Annotated in this window: 16 protein-coding genes; 12 read left to right on the top strand and 4 right to left on the bottom strand. The window is 68.1% G+C overall.

The genetic code is table 11. The features are described from left to right. Nucleotides 1-48 precede the first annotated feature (48 nt). Entirely contained in the window at nucleotides 49-894 is an 846-nt protein-coding gene (locus tag G1H11_RS08005) for a DUF4328 domain-containing protein (RefSeq protein ID WP_163817745.1), read from the top strand. Between the two features lie 20 nt (nucleotides 895-914). On the opposite strand, the gene G1H11_RS08010 is transcribed toward G1H11_RS08005, so the two are convergent. After that, the gene (locus G1H11_RS08010) at nucleotides 915-1,898 is read right to left on the bottom strand and encodes a TIGR03557 family F420-dependent LLM class oxidoreductase (RefSeq protein WP_163817747.1); all 984 of its coding nucleotides are present in this window, start codon (nucleotides 1,896-1,898) and stop codon (nucleotides 915-917) included. 65 nt (nucleotides 1,899-1,963) lie between these two features. Between G1H11_RS08010 and ilvA the strand changes: the two genes are divergently transcribed. The 5 genes from ilvA (at nucleotide 1,964) to G1H11_RS08035 (ending at nucleotide 6,636) form a co-directional block, all read left to right on the top strand. Next, nucleotides 1,964-3,175, top strand: coding sequence for a threonine ammonia-lyase (ilvA, locus tag G1H11_RS08015; RefSeq protein WP_163817749.1), 1,212 nt, complete (start codon nucleotides 1,964-1,966; stop codon nucleotides 3,173-3,175). A 59-nt stretch (nucleotides 3,176-3,234) separates the two neighbouring features. Beyond that, entirely contained in the window at nucleotides 3,235-4,071 is an 837-nt protein-coding gene (locus tag G1H11_RS08020) for a hypothetical protein (protein ID WP_163817751.1), read from the top strand. Beyond that, on the top strand, nucleotides 4,068-4,544 hold the full coding sequence (locus tag G1H11_RS08025; RefSeq protein WP_216843558.1) for a DUF2089 domain-containing protein: 477 nt from the start codon (nucleotides 4,068-4,070) through the stop codon (nucleotides 4,542-4,544). Before G1H11_RS08020 ends, G1H11_RS08025 begins: the two co-directional genes overlap by 4 nt. A gap of 251 nt (nucleotides 4,545-4,795) precedes the next feature. Then, complete coding sequence (locus tag G1H11_RS08030; RefSeq protein ID WP_163817753.1) at nucleotides 4,796-5,800, top strand: ATP-binding cassette domain-containing protein; 1,005 nt, start codon at nucleotides 4,796-4,798, stop codon at nucleotides 5,798-5,800. After that, the gene (locus G1H11_RS08035; RefSeq protein WP_216843559.1) at nucleotides 5,797-6,636 is read left to right on the top strand and encodes an ABC transporter permease; all 840 of its coding nucleotides are present in this window, start codon (nucleotides 5,797-5,799) and stop codon (nucleotides 6,634-6,636) included. Before G1H11_RS08030 ends, G1H11_RS08035 begins: the two co-directional genes overlap by 4 nt. Nucleotides 6,637-6,842: 206 nt before the next feature. On the opposite strand, the gene greA is transcribed toward G1H11_RS08035, so the two are convergent. Both greA and G1H11_RS08045 read right to left on the bottom strand, forming a co-directional pair. Beyond that, nucleotides 6,843-7,349: a transcription elongation factor GreA gene (gene greA / locus G1H11_RS08040; RefSeq protein ID WP_163817755.1), complete on the bottom strand. Its 507-nt coding sequence runs from the start codon at nucleotides 7,347-7,349 to the stop codon at nucleotides 6,843-6,845. A 165-nt stretch (nucleotides 7,350-7,514) separates the two neighbouring features. Then, nucleotides 7,515-7,883 (bottom strand): DUF4307 domain-containing protein, encoded by a 369-nt coding sequence (locus G1H11_RS08045; protein WP_163817757.1) that lies wholly within the window; start codon nucleotides 7,881-7,883, stop codon nucleotides 7,515-7,517. 277 nt (nucleotides 7,884-8,160) lie between these two features. Between G1H11_RS08045 and mca the strand changes: the two genes are divergently transcribed. The 4 genes from mca to G1H11_RS08065 all read left to right on the top strand — a co-directional run bounded on the left by mca (nucleotide 8,161) and on the right by G1H11_RS08065 (nucleotide 10,383). Then, nucleotides 8,161-9,078: a mycothiol conjugate amidase Mca gene (mca, locus tag G1H11_RS08050; protein WP_163817759.1), complete on the top strand. Its 918-nt coding sequence runs from the start codon at nucleotides 8,161-8,163 to the stop codon at nucleotides 9,076-9,078. 10 nt (nucleotides 9,079-9,088) lie between these two features. Next, nucleotides 9,089-9,316 (top strand): hypothetical protein, encoded by a 228-nt coding sequence (locus G1H11_RS08055; RefSeq protein ID WP_163817761.1) that lies wholly within the window; start codon nucleotides 9,089-9,091, stop codon nucleotides 9,314-9,316. A gap of 10 nt (nucleotides 9,317-9,326) precedes the next feature. Continuing rightward, nucleotides 9,327-9,782 (top strand): helix-turn-helix domain-containing protein, encoded by a 456-nt coding sequence (locus G1H11_RS08060; protein WP_163817762.1) that lies wholly within the window; start codon nucleotides 9,327-9,329, stop codon nucleotides 9,780-9,782. Nucleotides 9,783-9,921: 139 nt separating this feature from the next. Then, nucleotides 9,922-10,383 (top strand): VOC family protein, encoded by a 462-nt coding sequence (locus G1H11_RS08065; protein WP_163817764.1) that lies wholly within the window; start codon nucleotides 9,922-9,924, stop codon nucleotides 10,381-10,383. A gap of 85 nt (nucleotides 10,384-10,468) precedes the next feature. On the opposite strand, the gene G1H11_RS08070 is transcribed toward G1H11_RS08065, so the two are convergent. Next, on the bottom strand, nucleotides 10,469-11,452 hold the full coding sequence (locus G1H11_RS08070; RefSeq protein WP_484555960.1) for a formylglycine-generating enzyme family protein: 984 nt from the start codon (nucleotides 11,450-11,452) through the stop codon (nucleotides 10,469-10,471). Between the two features lie 222 nt (nucleotides 11,453-11,674). Here G1H11_RS08070 and G1H11_RS08075 point away from each other — a divergent pair, with 222 nt between their 5' ends. Both G1H11_RS08075 and G1H11_RS08080 read left to right on the top strand, forming a co-directional pair. Beyond that, a complete protein-coding gene (locus tag G1H11_RS08075) occupies nucleotides 11,675-13,720 on the top strand; it encodes a DUF255 domain-containing protein (RefSeq protein ID WP_163817766.1) in 2,046 nt (681 codons plus the stop codon). A 43-nt stretch (nucleotides 13,721-13,763) separates the two neighbouring features. Further along, on the top strand, nucleotides 13,764-15,167 hold the full coding sequence (locus G1H11_RS08080) for a class II fumarate hydratase (protein WP_163817768.1): 1,404 nt from the start codon (nucleotides 13,764-13,766) through the stop codon (nucleotides 15,165-15,167). The last annotated feature ends 412 nt before the right edge of the window (nucleotides 15,168-15,579 follow it).

The raw sequence follows: 15,579 nt of genomic DNA on the forward strand, positions 1-15,579 counted from the left end.
TCGCCCGCGATATCCGGTTCATCGGTCGCGGACGAGAAGGGCCTGGGCATGGATCCCTTTGCGGTACCTGGAAGCGGGCACAGCGACGGCCGGGACAGCCGTGACAGAGCTGACCGGACGGCCGCACAGCCGCCGTCGCCGGGTCAGGCCTATGCGCCGCGGATCCGCCCGCTCTCCGGGCTTGCCGCCGCCGTGACCGTGATGCTCGCGATCGCTGCCGTGGTGGACATCGCCGCTGCCGGTTCGATGTTCAGCCGGGCCTCGCTCCTCGATGACATCCGTGCGGGCGGCTTCGTCGACGAGCAGCGCGCTCAAAGGGCCGACGAACTGGTGGCGCTCCTTAGCGTGGCCCAGGTGCTGGTGGTGCTTGCCACGGGCGTCGTGTTCCTCGTCTGGCAATTCCGGCATGCCAAGAACGCTCAGGTGCTCGGCTCGGACCGTGCCCTGGGACCCGGGTGGGCGATCGGTGGCTGGTTCATTCCGATTGCCAACCTTCTCCTGCCCGCTATACAGATCTTCGGGGCCAGCCGCTTCTCGGACCTGAATGAGCGCAGACACCATCCTGCGCAGGGCGGCCGCGGCGCGGGAGTCGTCGTCGCCTGGGCGATCATGTTCGTCGCCGCAAGTATCGTGTCGGCGGCGCGGTGGGCTCCGGAACCCGCGGGGAGTATCGATGTGTGGCTGCGCCAGGCCGCGGCGGCGGACCGGGTGGTGGGTTTCGGCGATGCCATGCTCGCCGTGACTGCCGTGCTGGCCCTCCTCATGGTCAGATCGTTGTCCGCGCGGCAGGAGGTGGCCTTGCAGGCGTTCTTCCGGGCAGCAGGGTCGCCGCCCGGCTGGCGAGCCCCTGCCTCATGGGATGCGCCGCCCGAGACGAGCGCGCCGCCGGCTTAGGCCAGCGAGCTCGTCAGCAGTTAGACGGCCCAGTCGCGCAGGGCGGGCAGTACCTGCTCTCCGACATCCGTGATGGTCCGCACCGGGTCCGCGCTGGCCACCTGGATCGCCACGTAGTCGGCGCCGACGTCGTGAACGAGCGGCTTGTATGCTTCGGCGAGCTGGTCGAGGTCGCGGACGATAGTGTATTTGCTCAGGATCTCCTGACGGTCCATGGCGTCGGCCCGCTCGCGCAGCACCATCGGGTCGGCCACCTCGAGCCGGCCCGGTGCGCGCAGTCCGCGCATCGCCGCCAGCGCCTCCCAGGCCTCGTCGTCGCTCTCGGCGAGCACGACCCAGCGGGTGGCCATGATGGTGGTGTCCGCTCCACGTTCGGCGGCGGCCTCCCGGTAGGGAGTGATGACCCGCTCCACTGCGTCCGCTGGTTCCTTGACGCTGGTGATCAGACCCTCCGCGTGCTGACCGGCGAAGGTCGCCGACTTCGGGCCACCGGCTGCCATCCACACCGGTACGCGGCCCGTGGGCGGGCTGTAGAGCTTGGCCGTTCGGGCTTGGTAATACTGGCCGTCGATGTCGAGCTTCTCGCCGGCCAGCAGGCCGTGGATGATCCGCAGCGCCTCGTCCATGCGGGCGATCCGCTCGGCGTATCCGGGAAACTCGTAGCCTAGGGGCGCCTCGTTGATCGCCTCGCCGGTTCCGACCCCGAGGACGAATCTGCCGCCGGAGAGCCGGTCGAGGGTGGCAGCCGCCTGCGCGATCAGGCCCGGGTGGTAGCGGTACAGGGGCGCGGTGACGCTCGTGGCCATCTCCACCCGCGAGGTCGCTTGTGCGACGGCTCCGAACCAGCTCCACACGAAGCTGGAGGCCGACGCATCGTCGACCCACGGGTGAAAGTGGTCCGCTCCGGTCACCATGTCGAAACCGGCGCGCTCGGCCAGGACGGCATGCTCCAGGAGGGTCTCGGGCTGGTAGGACTCATGACTGCACAACCAGGCAAGCTTCACCTGCCCTACTGTAGGAGATGGGTCCGGCGTGCGCGCGGGCGGCCGGAGTGACAGGATCGGTCACTATGGACCTGACGATGGCGGAGGTAGAAGCCGCTGCCAAACTCCTGCAGGACGTCGTCCGGCCGACGCCGCTGGAAGACTCGCGGTGGCTCGGCGGAAAGGTGGGCGGGCCGGTCCACCTGAAATGTGAGAACCTGCAGCGCGCGGGATCGTTCAAGATCCGCGGAGCTTATGTGCGTATCGCCCGGCTCACGGATGAGGAACGCCGGTACGGTGTCGTGGCGGCCAGTGCCGGCAACCACGCCCAGGGCGTGGCGCTCGCGGCGAGCATGCTCCACACTCAGGCCACCGTGTTCATGCCGGAAGGCGCCGCTATCGTCAAGGAACGGGCCACCCACGCCTACGGCGCGGACGTCCGCTTCGCGGGTGCCACAGTCGACGAGGCGCTGCTCGCCGCCCGGGCGTTCGCCGCCGAGACCGGCGCCGTGCTGATCCACCCCTTCGACCATCCGGACATCGTGGCGGGTCAGGCCACTGTCGGGGTGGAGATCCTCGACCAGTGTCCCGACGTGCGGACCATCATTGTCGGAGCGGGGGGCGGCGGGCTGCTGGCCGGCGTCTCCCTCGCGGTACGGCACCTGCGCCCGGACGTTCAGGTGGTGGGCGTGCAGGCCGAGGGGGCGGCGGCCTATCCGGCGTCCCTCGCGGCTGGTGCGCCGCTGTCTCTTGACCACATGTCGACCATGGCGGACGGCATCGCCGTCGGCCGGCCAGGGGACGTGCCCTTCGACATCGTGCGCGATTCCCGGGTGCCGGTCATCACCGTCTCCGAGGAGTCGTTGTCCCACGCGCTCGTGTCCCTGCTGGAGCGGGCGAAACAGGTCGTGGAGCCGGCCGGCGCGGCGGCGGTGGCGGCGATCCTCGAGGACGCGTCGGCCTTCGAGCCGCCGGTGGTGGCGATCCTCTCGGGCGGAAACATCGATCCACTCCTGCTCATGCGGGTGGTCCGGCACGGCATGGCGGCCGGTGGGCGGTACCTGTCCATCCGGGTGAGGGTGCCCGACGCGCCGGGCGCGCTGGCTCAGTTGCTCGGTGAGCTCGCCTCGGTCGACGCGAACGTGCTCGACGTCGTGCATGAGCGCACGGGTGCGTCGCTGCCGGTCGACCAGGTGGAAGTGTCGCTGCAGCTCGAGACCAGGGGTCCGGAGCACCGAGCCCGCGTGCTGAACCGGTTGGAGCAAGCGCGATATCCGCTCTCAATTCCGGAAGGCTGACTTTTACTTCTGGCAAGTCCCCTTGACGATTTGGTAAATCGTCGGGCATCATCGACGATGTGAACGATGCCACGGGTGATACCCGAACCATCCTTGAACGAGTCGCGAGCGGTGAGCTGAACCCGGCCGAGGCGGCACGACTCCTGGACGAGCAGGCGCGGTCCGCGGCCGCATCTCCCTCGGCGGCGTCCGGTGAGGCACCCGTCGAGGGCTCCACGCTGCCGGCAGCCCCGGAGATCCACCGTGTCCTGGTCCGCGCCACCTCGCGCCGGGTGCGGGTGGTGGGGGATCCCACCGTGGCCACCGTGGCCATCGACGGTCCGCACACGCTGCGGCGGGACGGTTCCACGCTCGTGGTGGCGGGGGAGACCGAGATCGTCCCGACGGACAACGCGTTCGTGCTGCTGACCGGTGGCGGCTGGAAGGAAGCCGCAGGCAAGATCCAGCACAGCCTCGGGCAGAACCTGGAGCTGAAAGTGCGCATCCGCCCGGACCTCCCTATCGGCGTCGAAGTGATCGCCGGCTCCCTTCAAGTGGACGGCGCGCATGCGCTGGACCATGTGCGGGTCACGGCGGGATCGCTGCGGATCAGCGGGGCGCACAGCCCCATCGACCTGCTGGTCCAGGCAGGATCGGCACAGGTGAGTACTGTGCAGACGCATGGGCACTCCAGAATGCGGTGTGAGTCCGGTTCACTGCAGCTGACCCTGGAGTCCGGTTCGGACGCACGGGTTCGCTCGGACGTTCAGCTCGGCCGGTTCTCCGTCGAACCTGAGCGCCAGGGACGTGACCGCAACCGGGACATCGTCGTCGGGCTCGGCGGCGCCGAGATCGACGTCGAAGTGGTGATGGGTTCCGTGTCGCTGAAGACGCCGGATCGAGGCGACGCGCGGTGAGCAGCGGAGACTCCGCGCGGGCGGCTGCGGGCCGTGGCGGCCACAGCGCTGAGGTAGGCGCCGTCCAGGGACACGTCACCCGGGTACCCGGCGCACATGGGGGCCATCAGCCCCCGCGGGACTGTCCGGTCTGCGGCGACATGCTGCACGTCACCCGCCTGGGCTGTGATTCGTGCGGTACGGAGCTTTCCGGGCGGTTCGCGGCGTGCGCGTACTGTTCGCTGTCCGCACAAGACCGGAAAATCCTTAGCGCATTCCTGGTCTCCAGGGGCAACATGAAGGTGCTCGCCCGCGAACTCGGGGTGAGCTATCCGACGGCCCGGCTTCGCTACGCCGAGCTGCTGGGGCGTCTCGGTATCGAGGAGGTAGGGGGACTGCACGCAGACAACGAGCCGGTGGATCGCGAAGACGTGTTGCGGCGGCTGGCGGCGGGGGAACTCGATCTCGATGAGGCGACGGAGCTGCTGAGCTAACGCGTGTGCCCGGCGCGCCATCCCGCCCAGAGCCGCCGCCGGAGCTTGTCGGTGCCTCCGGGCACAATGCCGATGACCGTCCGTTACGCCGACCGGTCTCTTGCGTAGGGTTCGCGCCGAGTTTGACTCGTTCCCCAGGGGAGACCCTACGAATGCCATCACTGGCGGAGTCCGCATCCGCCCGGTTCGGAGATCTTCGTCATCTGCACAGCCACGGCTGGGAACAGCCGTGTTCATGAGAGGAAGAAGCAGTGAATGCAATCATCGCCGAGGGTCTCGTGAAGACCTTCGGCTCCGGGGAGAAGGCCGTCCGAGCCGTCGACGGTGTCGACCTCGTCGTGCCGGAAGGCACCGTCTTGGGTCTCCTGGGACCCAACGGTGCCGGTAAGACAACCACGGTACGCATGCTGACCAGCCTGCTGCCCTTGGATGGTGGCCGCGCCGAAGTCGCCGGCCACGACGTCGCCACCGACCCTCAGGCGGTGCGGGCCAGCATCGGGTTGTCGGGCCAGTATGCCGCGGTCGACGAGAATCTGACCGGCCGGGAGAACCTGTGGATGTTCGGCCGCCTCTATCAGCTGTCCAGCCGGCAGGCCAAGAAGCGGGCCGAGGAGCTCCTGGAGCAGTTCGCCCTGACCGACGCGGCGGACCGGCCGTCCAAGACCTACTCGGGTGGCATGCGTCGCCGGCTCGACCTGGCCGGAAGCCTCATCGTGCACCCGAAGGTGCTCTTTCTCGACGAGCCGACCACCGGGCTCGACCCGGCCAGCCGGCTCGACCTCTGGGACGTCATCCGTGAGCGGGTCAGCGGCGGCGCCACCATCATGCTGACCACGCAGTATCTGGAGGAGGCCGACGCCCTGGCCGACCGGATCGTGGTGATCGACCAGGGCCGGATCATCGCGGAGGGCACGGCCGACGAGCTCAAGGCCAAGGTCGGTGGCGAGCGGATCGAAGTGGTCGTCCACGACCCGGAGGCTCTGTCGCGCGCCGTCGACGTCCTGCAGCGGGGCAGCGACGGCCAGTGCGTCGTCGACGAGCACACCCGCCGGCTCACGGTGCCCACGGCCACGGGCTCGAAGGGTCTCATCCAGGTGATCCGTGACCTCGACGAGCAGAACATCGAGATCGACGACATCGCCCTGCGCAGGCCGACGCTGGACGACGTGTTCCTCGAGCTCACCGGCCATCATCCCGAAGAAGAGAAGGCAGCCGAGGACGAGCAGGCCGTCGCGGCCGAGGGAGGTGCCAAGTGACTACCACCGAAACCGTGCAGCCGCCCGCGGCGGTCAAGACCAGCGGTATCAACCAGGTGCTGCAGGACACGATGATCATCGCGTGGCGGAACATCCGCGGTGGCATGCGGGTGCCGGACACGCAGATCTACATGTTCATCCAGCCGATCATGTTCGTGGTGCTGTTCGCCTATGTGTTCGGTGGCGCCATCCCGGTGGACGGCGTGAATTACCGCGAGTACCTGATGGCAGGGATCTTCGCGCAGACCATGGCCTTCGCGGTGGCGCCGGCCAGCGTCGGGCTCGCCGACGACATGCACAAGGGGCTGATCGACCGGTTCCGGTCGCTGCCGATGGCCCGCTCCGGCGTGATCGCCGGCCGGGTCGTCTCCGACCTGTGCAGTCAGTTCATCGTGCTGGTCATCATGATGGTGTGTGGGCTGATCGTGGGCTGGCGGGTCAACAACGGTGTCCTGCCGTTCCTCGGCGGCGTCGGCCTGATGCTGCTCTTCGCCTTCGCGATGCTGTGGGTCGGCGCGTTCATCGGCTTGTCGGTCGGTAACCCGCAGGTGGCGGCGTCCGCCGGATTGATCTGGCTGTTCCCGGTCGTGTTCTTGTCCAATGCCTTCGTGCCGCCCAGCACCATGCCCACGATCGTGCAGAACATGGCCGAATGGAATCCCATCAGCGCCATCGTCGCCGCAGCCCGCGATCTGTTCGGCAACGAGAGCATCATCGTCTCCGACGCCTGGCCGATGCAGCACCCGGTTCCGGCAGCGCTGATCTGGTGTGCGCTGATCATCGTGATCTTCGCACCGCTGGCAGTGCGTAAGTACAAGGCCGCCGCGAGCAAGTAGCGCGCGCACCTACGCAGCGCGGCGCGTAGCTCCCGAGCAATCAGCAGTCACGGGCCTGCTGAAGACACACGCATGAAGACCGGGTCGTCTCCGTCCCGCCCCAGCTGGGGCGGTGGGAGACGACCCGGTCTTCCGTGTCGAGTCGGTAGTCTGTCGTCTCGACTCGATCGCTTGCGACGAGCCAATTGGCAGAAGCCGGAGCCCTCCTAGCCCGTGTACGGCTTGGCGCTGACGATCTCGACGGTGACCTCGCGGCCGTTCGGCGCCTCGTAGGTGACCGTGCTACCGGCGGCCTGGCCGTGCAGCGCCGCCCCGAGCGGGGACTGGGTCGAGTAGACCTCCAGGTCCACCGAGTCGTCGAGCTGGAGAAGCTCGCGAGAACCAAGCAGGAAGCGTTCGATCTCGTCGTCGCCGGCGAACTTGATCTCGACGATCATGCCCGGCTCGACGACGCCGTCGTCAGGCGGCGTCTCGCCGACCCGCGCGCGCTGCAGGAGCTGCTGGAGCTGGTGGATCCGGGCTTCCTGCTTGCCCTGCTCCTCCTTGGCGGCGTGGTAGCCGCCGTTCTCCGAAAGGTCGCCTTCGGCCCGCGCCGCCTCGATGCGCTTGGCGATCTCGCTGCGCGCGGGCCCCATCAGGTGCTCCAGCTCATCCTTGAGGTGGTTGTAAGCATCCTGGGTGAGCCAGGCGACGTTGTCGCTCGTTGCGGTCACAGCATCTGCTCCTTGCCTATAGTCGTTGGACCACACCCCAGTGGTCCTGGATGTGGTCCTCAGTCAGCCGGGCCTCAACCCGGTACGTGTCGAGTCGAGATGAACACACAAGATTACCAAGTTGACCGGTCCCGCGGCGATGTTCGACTCCACGCGGTCCACCGATTACCGGCTGGCGGTGCATCCTTCCAGCTCAGGTGCTATTCCGTCACCTCGTAAGGGGATCAGGGCATCGATGCGCTGGCGCCGTTCCCCACCTGCCGGGACTTCGACGCTCACCTGTCCAACGACGACGAAGCGCACGTCGCGGGCGATGAGGTCGCATGTGAGGGTGGTGTGGGGCGGCCGGTCCACCTCGATGGTGACGGGCATCGTGTCATCCACCGGCTCCTGCCACGAATGCAGTGCGGCGCGCACGCCTTCGTCTCGCCAGTCCACCGTCAGCCAGAGGACCACCGCGGTGATCGCGACGGCCACGGCGGCCATAGCGACGGTGGCGCCGATGCGGGCGCGCCGGGTCTGCGGTTCTGCCACTGGGGCTCCGATGGTTCGTGCTGGACGGTGCGACACTATTATCACCCGGCTTTCACCGATGGCGCGAGCTGGCCGGGCTCAGCCGATGGGCGGGCGAGCTGGCCTCGTCCGCCGCTCAGGGCAGGCGATGGCGCCGGCTGGACATGGCGTCCCCGCGGCGGGACATGGTGGCGCCGAGGCGGTACATGGTGGCACCGGCTGGAGCCCGCGTAGAGCCGCGGATAGTCGTACGGTTGACTTCTTGTAGACGAATCGCACATGTGACGAAGGAAGAACGATGGCAGAAGCACTCCGGCTGATGCACGTGCACGCGCATCCCGACGACGAGTCGAGCAAGGGTGCCGCGTCCACCGCGCGGTACGTTGCCGAGGGTGTCGACGTGCTGGTCGTCACGTGCACCGGCGGGGAACGGGGTTCCATTCTCAATCCCAACATGGACCGGCCCGACGTGCTGGCCAACATCACCGATATCCGGCGCCAGGAGATGGACGCCGCCCGCGAGATCTTGGGAGTGCGGCAGGAATGGCTGGGGTTCGTCGATTCCGGCTTCCCTGAGGGCGACCCCCTTCCGCCGCTGCCGGACGGCTGCTTCGCGGCCCAGCCCGTCGATACGGCCGCCGAGCCACTCGTCGAGATCGTCCGGCGCTTCCGGCCGCACGTGGTCACGACGTACGACGAGAACGGCGGCTATCCGCATCCGGATCACGTGATGTGCCACAAGGTCACGGTGGCCGCCTTCGACGCGGCCGGCGACCCAGGCAGGTACCCGGATTCCGGTGCGCCCTGGCAGCCGATGAAGCTCTACTATCACCACTCGTTCCATCGGCAGCGGTTCGTCGCCCTGCACGAGGAGATGGAGCGCCGCGGTCTGGAATCGCCGTATGCCGAGCGCCTGGCCGAGTGGAAGCCGGATCCGGAGTGGGACCGGCGGGTGACCACGAAGGTCGAGTGTGCCGAGTACTTCCCGGTGCGTGACAAGGCGCTGCTCGCGCACGCCACCCAGATCGATCCCGAGGGCCCATGGTTCGCCGTGCCGCTCGAGGTGCACCAAGCTGCCTGGCCGACCGAGGACTACGAGCTGGTGCGCAGCGTCGTGGAGTCCGATCCGCCCGAGACGGACCTGTTCGCGGGCGTGCGAGAGTGGGCGAGGCAGGCCGTACCAGGCCACGAGCAGACCGCGACGTTGCCGGAGTAGGGTGGACATCGTGGACGTAGTAGCTGCCGTGGGCATGTTCCGGGACGGCCGTGACGATGGCGGCCTGTCCATCAGCGCCGGGTCGGTCGGGTTCTGGATCGTCGTCGCGCTGATTCTGGTGCTGGTCGTGCTGTACCGGAGCATGCGCAAGCAGATCCGCCGCATCGACTTCGACGAGGACGCCACCACCGATCAGGAGCGCATGGGCCGCGCTAAGCGGAACACCGAGGGCGGCTGAGCCCGGTCGGATGGCCACGCCGGCGGGGGCCGCGGCCGCGCAGACGCTGGTGGCTGTACGGCGAGCTCGTGACCTGATCGACCGTCACTACGCCGAGCCGCTCGACCTCGACCGGCTCGCGCAGGCCGCCGGGTACTCGCGCTATCACTTCGTTCGCGCCTTCCGGGCCGCCTACGGCGAGACCCCTGGGCGATATCTGACTCGCCGGCGGATCGAGCGCGCTCAGGAGCTGCTGCGGTCGGCCAATTTGACCGTCACCGAGGTCTGCCACGTCGTGGGCTTCTCCAGCCTGGGTTCATTCAGCAGCCTGTTCACCGAGTTCGCCGGCGTATCACCCTCGCGTTTCCAGCGCGCGGCACACCAGCGGGGCGGGCCTCCGCCGATTCCCGGCTGTTACGTCCTCATGTGGGGCGTGCCGCGGAAGAGCGCAATCACGGAGAAGCCACCATCGGCCGATGGTGCCTAGTGTTCCTGTTGCCGGGACATTCGGGCCCGGGTCTCCCCGCGGGAGCGCCTGGAACGTCGTTCCTTCTCGCGGTGAGTCGTGCCAACGGGCCGGTCGTGTCGGATGAGACCGATCGCCTCGTGACGAGAGGAGAATACGCATGATCACCGGATTGGGCGTCGCAGGCGTCTTCGTCGCCGACTACGAGGAGGCGAAGGCGTTCTTCATCGACAAACTGGGATTCGAGTTAAGACACGACGTGACCATGGAGAACGGCTTCAGGTGGCTGACTGTGGGTCCGCCGGCCAGTCCCACGTTACAGGTAGCGCTGAGCGTTCCGGGTCCGCCGATGCACGACGAAGAGACCGCCGCGTCCATCCGGGCTCTGATGGCGAAGGGTGCGCTGAGCGCCGGGGCATGGGACACCGACGACTGCCGGCGCACCTACGAGGAGTACTCCGCCCGCGGCGTGGAATTCCTCCAGGAGCCCGCCGAGCGTCCCTATGGCGTGGAGGCGGTGTTCCGGGACAACTCGGGAAACTGGTACAGCCTCAACGAACGCAACGACAAGGCGTTCGACACCAAGGCGATGGCCGAGGCGTTCGGCTCCGACGCCGGATAGCCGAGCGGCGGCAGCCGAGCGGTGGGGTAGCCGAGCGGTGGGGTAGCCGAGCGGTGGGGCAGCCGACCGGCCGGGCGCGCCAGAGCTACCGCTGTATCGAGCGGACACACCGGAAGCCGACGTTGCCCGCGGAGCTGTCCGGCGTGTTCGAACTGCGTGCGTCCACGCGATACCGGAAGCAATAGCTCGCGTGACACATGTGGGAGCCGCCACGCATCGCCTTACGGCCGGTGCGTGGCGGGCCTGCCGGGTCCACGCGCGGTCCGGTGCGATGCCACGCCGGGTCGAACCAGTCCGAGCACCATTCCCAGACATTGCCGGTCATGTTGTACAAGCCGAAGCCATTGGGCTCGTAGGCGTCAACCGGCGCGGTACCGGTGTACCCGTCGGCCGCCGTGTTCTTGGTGGGGAACGTGCCTTGCCACACGTTCATCCGGTGTTCGCCACCCGGCTCGCGCTGGTCGCCCCAGGGATAGCGGTTCTGTATCAGGCCACCGCGCGCCGCGTACTCCCACTCCGCCTCCGTGGGCAGCCGCTTGCCCGCCCAGTTGGCATACGCTCGCGCGTCTCGCCAGCTGACGTGTACGGCCGGATGATCCATCCGGTCCTCGATGTTCGAATGCGGGCCTTCAGGGTGCCGCCAGTCGGCGCCGTGTACTTCTCGCCACCACGGCGCGTCGTGCACACCGCGGGTGGGCGGGAAGTCGTCGGGAAGGAAGCCGGCGAAGACGTAGGATGTGCCGAGCCGTTCGGCCACCGTGATCCACCCGGTCGCCTCGACGAAAGTGGTGAACTCAGCATTGCTGACCGTGGTGGTGTCGATCCAGAACGGGCTCAAGGTCACCTCACGCGCGGGTCCCTCGCCATCCGCGGGATATCCGTCCACGGCGTCGGTGCCCATGATGAAGCTGCCACCCGGCAGCTGCACCATTCCGGAGGTGCCGGCGGCCTCGGACGGCGCCGGGCCTGCTGCTCCGGCCTGCGCCGAGGGCTGGGGATTCAGCTCCAGGCCCGCGACGGATTCGCCCTCCGGCCGGGTGGCCGCACAGCACGCGTGCTCACTCAAGATCGATCTCTCCAAGTGTCGTCCAGCGTAGTGACTCTACCTCCATGGGACGTATCGCAGCTTGGCCGAGCCGCTGCGCAAGACGCCGCATCCAGCTGATCACGCGTCGCGCTGGGCGGCCCCGGCTTTGCATCGCGCGGCCGACACGTGGAAATGTGGATAGCGCCGAGGGTGAGAGCTGATAAAGATGTGGCCACCACAGTGGACGCGGGCCGGAGGGCATGGGTGAACCGTCTCAGCAACGCTTCGAGTCCTTATTTGCTACAACATCGGGATAATCCCGTCGATTGGTGGGAATGGGGCGACGACGCCTTTGCGGAGGCTCGGCGGCGGGATCTCCCCGTCCTGCTCAGCGTCGGTTACGCGGCCTGCCACTGGTGTCACGTCATGGCCCATGAATCGTTCGAGGACCATGCGGTCGCGGGCTATCTGAACGAGCATTTCGTGCCGATCAAGGTGGATCGCGAAGAACGCCCGGACGTCGATGCCGTCTATATGGAGGCGGTACAGGCATTGACCGGCCAAGGCGGCTGGCCGATGACCGTCTTTCTCACCCCGCAGGGAAAACCCTTTTATGCCGGGACGTATTACCCGCCGGAGCCGCGATCGGGGATGCCGTCTTTTCGGCAGGTACTGGAGGCGGTCGAGGCCGCGTGGCGGGAGCGCCGGGACGAGGTGAACGGCGCCTCCGGACAGATCGCGGAGCGTCTTGGGGGTCCGCGGGCTTTGCCACACGGTGCGGCTCCGGGGGCGGACCGGCTCGATCTGGCCATGCGGCGACTGGCGTCGTCGTTCGATGATACTTTCGGCGGGTTCGGAACGGCGCCGAAGTTCCCGCCGTCGATGGTCCTGGAGTTTCTCCTGCGTCATCACGCCCGCACCGGTGACTCCCACGCGCTGGCCATAGCCGAGGCCACCTGTGAGCGAATGGCCCGCGGCGGCATCTACGACCAGATCGGCGGCGGATTCGCCCGGTACAGCGTCGACCACGCCTGGGTGGTCCCGCACTTCGAGAAGATGCTCTACGACAACGCGCAATTGCTGCGGGTGTACGCCCACCTGTGGCGAGCCACCGGATCGGAGCTGGCGGAGAGGGTGGTCCGCGAGACCGCCGGGTTCTTGCTCCGGGATCTGCGCACGCCCGAAGGGGCGTTCGCGAGTGCCCTGGACGCCGACGCGCCGGATGTGCCGGGCGGACATCCACGGGAGGGAGCGTCGTATGTCTGGACTCCGGCCGAGCTGGAGCGCGTCCTCGGCCCCGAGGACGGCCGCTGGGCGGCCGAGCTGTTCGGCGTCACCGAGCGCGGGACCTTCGAACACGGCGCGTCGACCCTGCAGCTGCCCGAGGACCCGTACGACTGGGAGCGTTGGGCACGCGTGCGCGAATCGCTGCTCACCGCGCGAGCGACGCGGCCACAGCCGGCCCGCGACGACAAGGTCGTCACGGCGTGGAACGGGCTGGCCATCGCCGCCCTCGCGGACGCGGGCGCGTTGCTCGACGAGCCGGCCTGGATTGCCGCGGCGATCGAGTGTGCCGACGTGCTGCTCCGGCTCCATCTCGACGAACGTGGCCGGTTGCGGCGGGTGTCACGCAACGGCAAGGCGGGCGCGCCGAGCGGCGTCCTCGAGGATTACGGCGACGTGGCGGAGGGCTTCCTCACGCTGGTGGCCGTGACCGGGGACCCGGCGTGGCTGTCCTTGGCGGAGCAGGTGCTGGAAGTGGTGCTCGGGCACTTCGGTGACGGCGAGGGAGGCTTCTTCGACACCGCGGACGACGCCACGGATGAGCGGCTGGCCGAGGTGCGCCGGCCCCAGGACCCCACCGACAACGCGGCGCCCTCGGGTCGCTCGGCGGCTGCGGGCGCGTTGCTGTCGTTCTCCGCGTACACCGGTTCTGCACGGCACCGTGCCGCGGCGGAATCCGCGCTGGGTGTCTACGACGCCCTCGCGGCACAGGCTCCGCGCTTCGCCGGCTGGGGGATGGCGGTATCCGAGGCCCTGCTCGCCGGGCCGGTGGAGGTGGCCGTCGTCGGCGGTATCGACGACGCACGCACGGCGGAACTGCACCGGAGCGCGTTGCGGCACCCGTCGCCCGGCGCAGCCGTCGTCGTCGGAGAGCCCGGCAGGACAGACACCACGGCCATCCCGCTGCTTCGAGACCGCCCGCTGGTCGAGGGCGCTCCCGCCGCTTACGTCTGCCGGCACTTCGCGTGTTCGCGCCCCACGAGTGACCCGGCCGAGCTTGCCGCCCAGATGTCGTCGTCGCGCTGACCCCGGCTCCTGATCGCGGAGCTGGCGCGGGATGATGTCAGGCATGAGCGACGAGGCCATCAACACCGAGTACCGCATCGAACACGACACCATGGGCGAGGTCAGGGTGCCCGCAGCGGCGAAGTACCGCGCCCAGACGCAACGGGCCGTGGAGAACTTCCCGGTCTCCGGTACCCGCATCGAGAACTCCCTGATCCACGCGCTCGCGTCCATCAAGGGGATCGCGGCGACGGTCAACTCGGAGCTGGGTGTGGTCGATGCGGACGTGGCGACGGCGATCCACGAGGCCGCCGCCGATGTGGCGTCCGGAACGTACGACGACCACTTCCCGGTCGACGTGTTCCAGACCGGCTCGGGCACGTCGAGCAACATGAACACGAACGAGGTGCTGGCCACGCTGGCCACCGAGCGGCTCGGCTCGCCCGTGCACCCGAACGATCACGTCAACGCGTCCCAGTCCAGCAACGACATCTTCCCGTCAGCCATCCATGTCGCCGCGACGACGGCCGTCGTACGCGATCTCGTACCTGCGCTGCAGCACCTTGAGCGCGCACTGAGCGCGAAGTCGGCAGAGTTCGCCGCTGTCGTGAAGAGCGGCCGCACGCACCTCATGGACGCCACGCCGGTGACTCTGGGACAGGAGTTCGGTGGTTACGCGGCGCAGATCGGGTACGGCGTGGAGCGCCTGGAGGCGGCGCTGCCTCGGGTGGCGGAGCTGCCGCTGGGCGGCACCGCCGTCGGCACCGGCATCAACACCCCGCCCGGGTTCGCCGAGAAGGTGATCGGCCGGCTCGCCGCCGACACGGACCTGCCCTTCACCGAGGCGCGCAACCACTTCGAAGCCCAGGGTGCTCGTGACGGGTTGGTCGAGCTCTCCGGCCAGCTGCGCACCATAGCGGTGTCGCTCAACAAGATCTCCAACGACGTGCGATGGATGGGCTCCGGGCCGCGCACCGGTCTGGCCGAGCTGGCGCTGCCGGATCTGCAACCCGGCTCGTCGATCATGCCCGGCAAGGTGAACCCGGTGATTCCGGAGGCGCTGTGCATGGTCTGCGCCCAGGTGATCGGCAACGACGCGGCGGTAACCTTCGCGGGTGCGGCCGGTAATTTCGAACTGAACGTGATGCTGCCGGTCATCGCCCGCAACGTGCTCGAGTCGATCCGCCTGCTGGCCAACATCAGCCGGCTCTTCGCCGACCGCTGCGTTTCCGGGCTGAAGGCCGACGAGGACCGCTGCCGGGAGTACGCGGAGTCGTCCCCGTCGGTGGTCACGCCGCTCAACCGGTACATCGGATACGAAGAGGCTGCCAAGGTGGCGAAGCAGTCGCTGGCCGAGCGCAAGACCATCCGCGAAGTGGTGGTGGAGCGTGGTTACATCGAGCAGGGCAAGCTCACCGAGCAGCAGCTCGACGACGCGCTCGACGTCCTGCGCATGACGTACCCCTAGGCTCAGCGCGCTTTTGCTCGGGTTGCGCGGTGGTCGCTGTCGATGCGGCGGTCGTCGTGGTGGTGCGGTGGTCGTCGTTGTGGTGCGGTGGTCGTCGTTGTGGATCGGACAGCATCCGAGGCGCACGTGCAATGTGCTTCCTTGATGTCGCTATAACGACACCAAGCTTCCTTGGGGCAGTGCGGGCGCGACACCATGCTTCCTTGGGGCAGCGCTCGTCGGCGTGCGGCCTGACCTCGGCCGTAGGAGAAGTCGATCAGGTGACCAACTCGCCGTGTTCGCTCGGATTCGTCACCTGATCATCTTCTGTCCACATGGTGGAGACGATCAGGTCACCAACACGGGCCACGAGGCGGGTGTTCGGTCACCTGATCGTTTCCACGGTAGCGATCAGGTGACACTTCGACGATCA

The sequence above is a fragment of the Phytoactinopolyspora alkaliphila genome (assembly GCF_010550695.1).
In the GTDB taxonomy this organism is placed as follows: domain Bacteria; phylum Actinomycetota; class Actinomycetes; order Jiangellales; family Jiangellaceae; genus Phytoactinopolyspora; species Phytoactinopolyspora alkaliphila.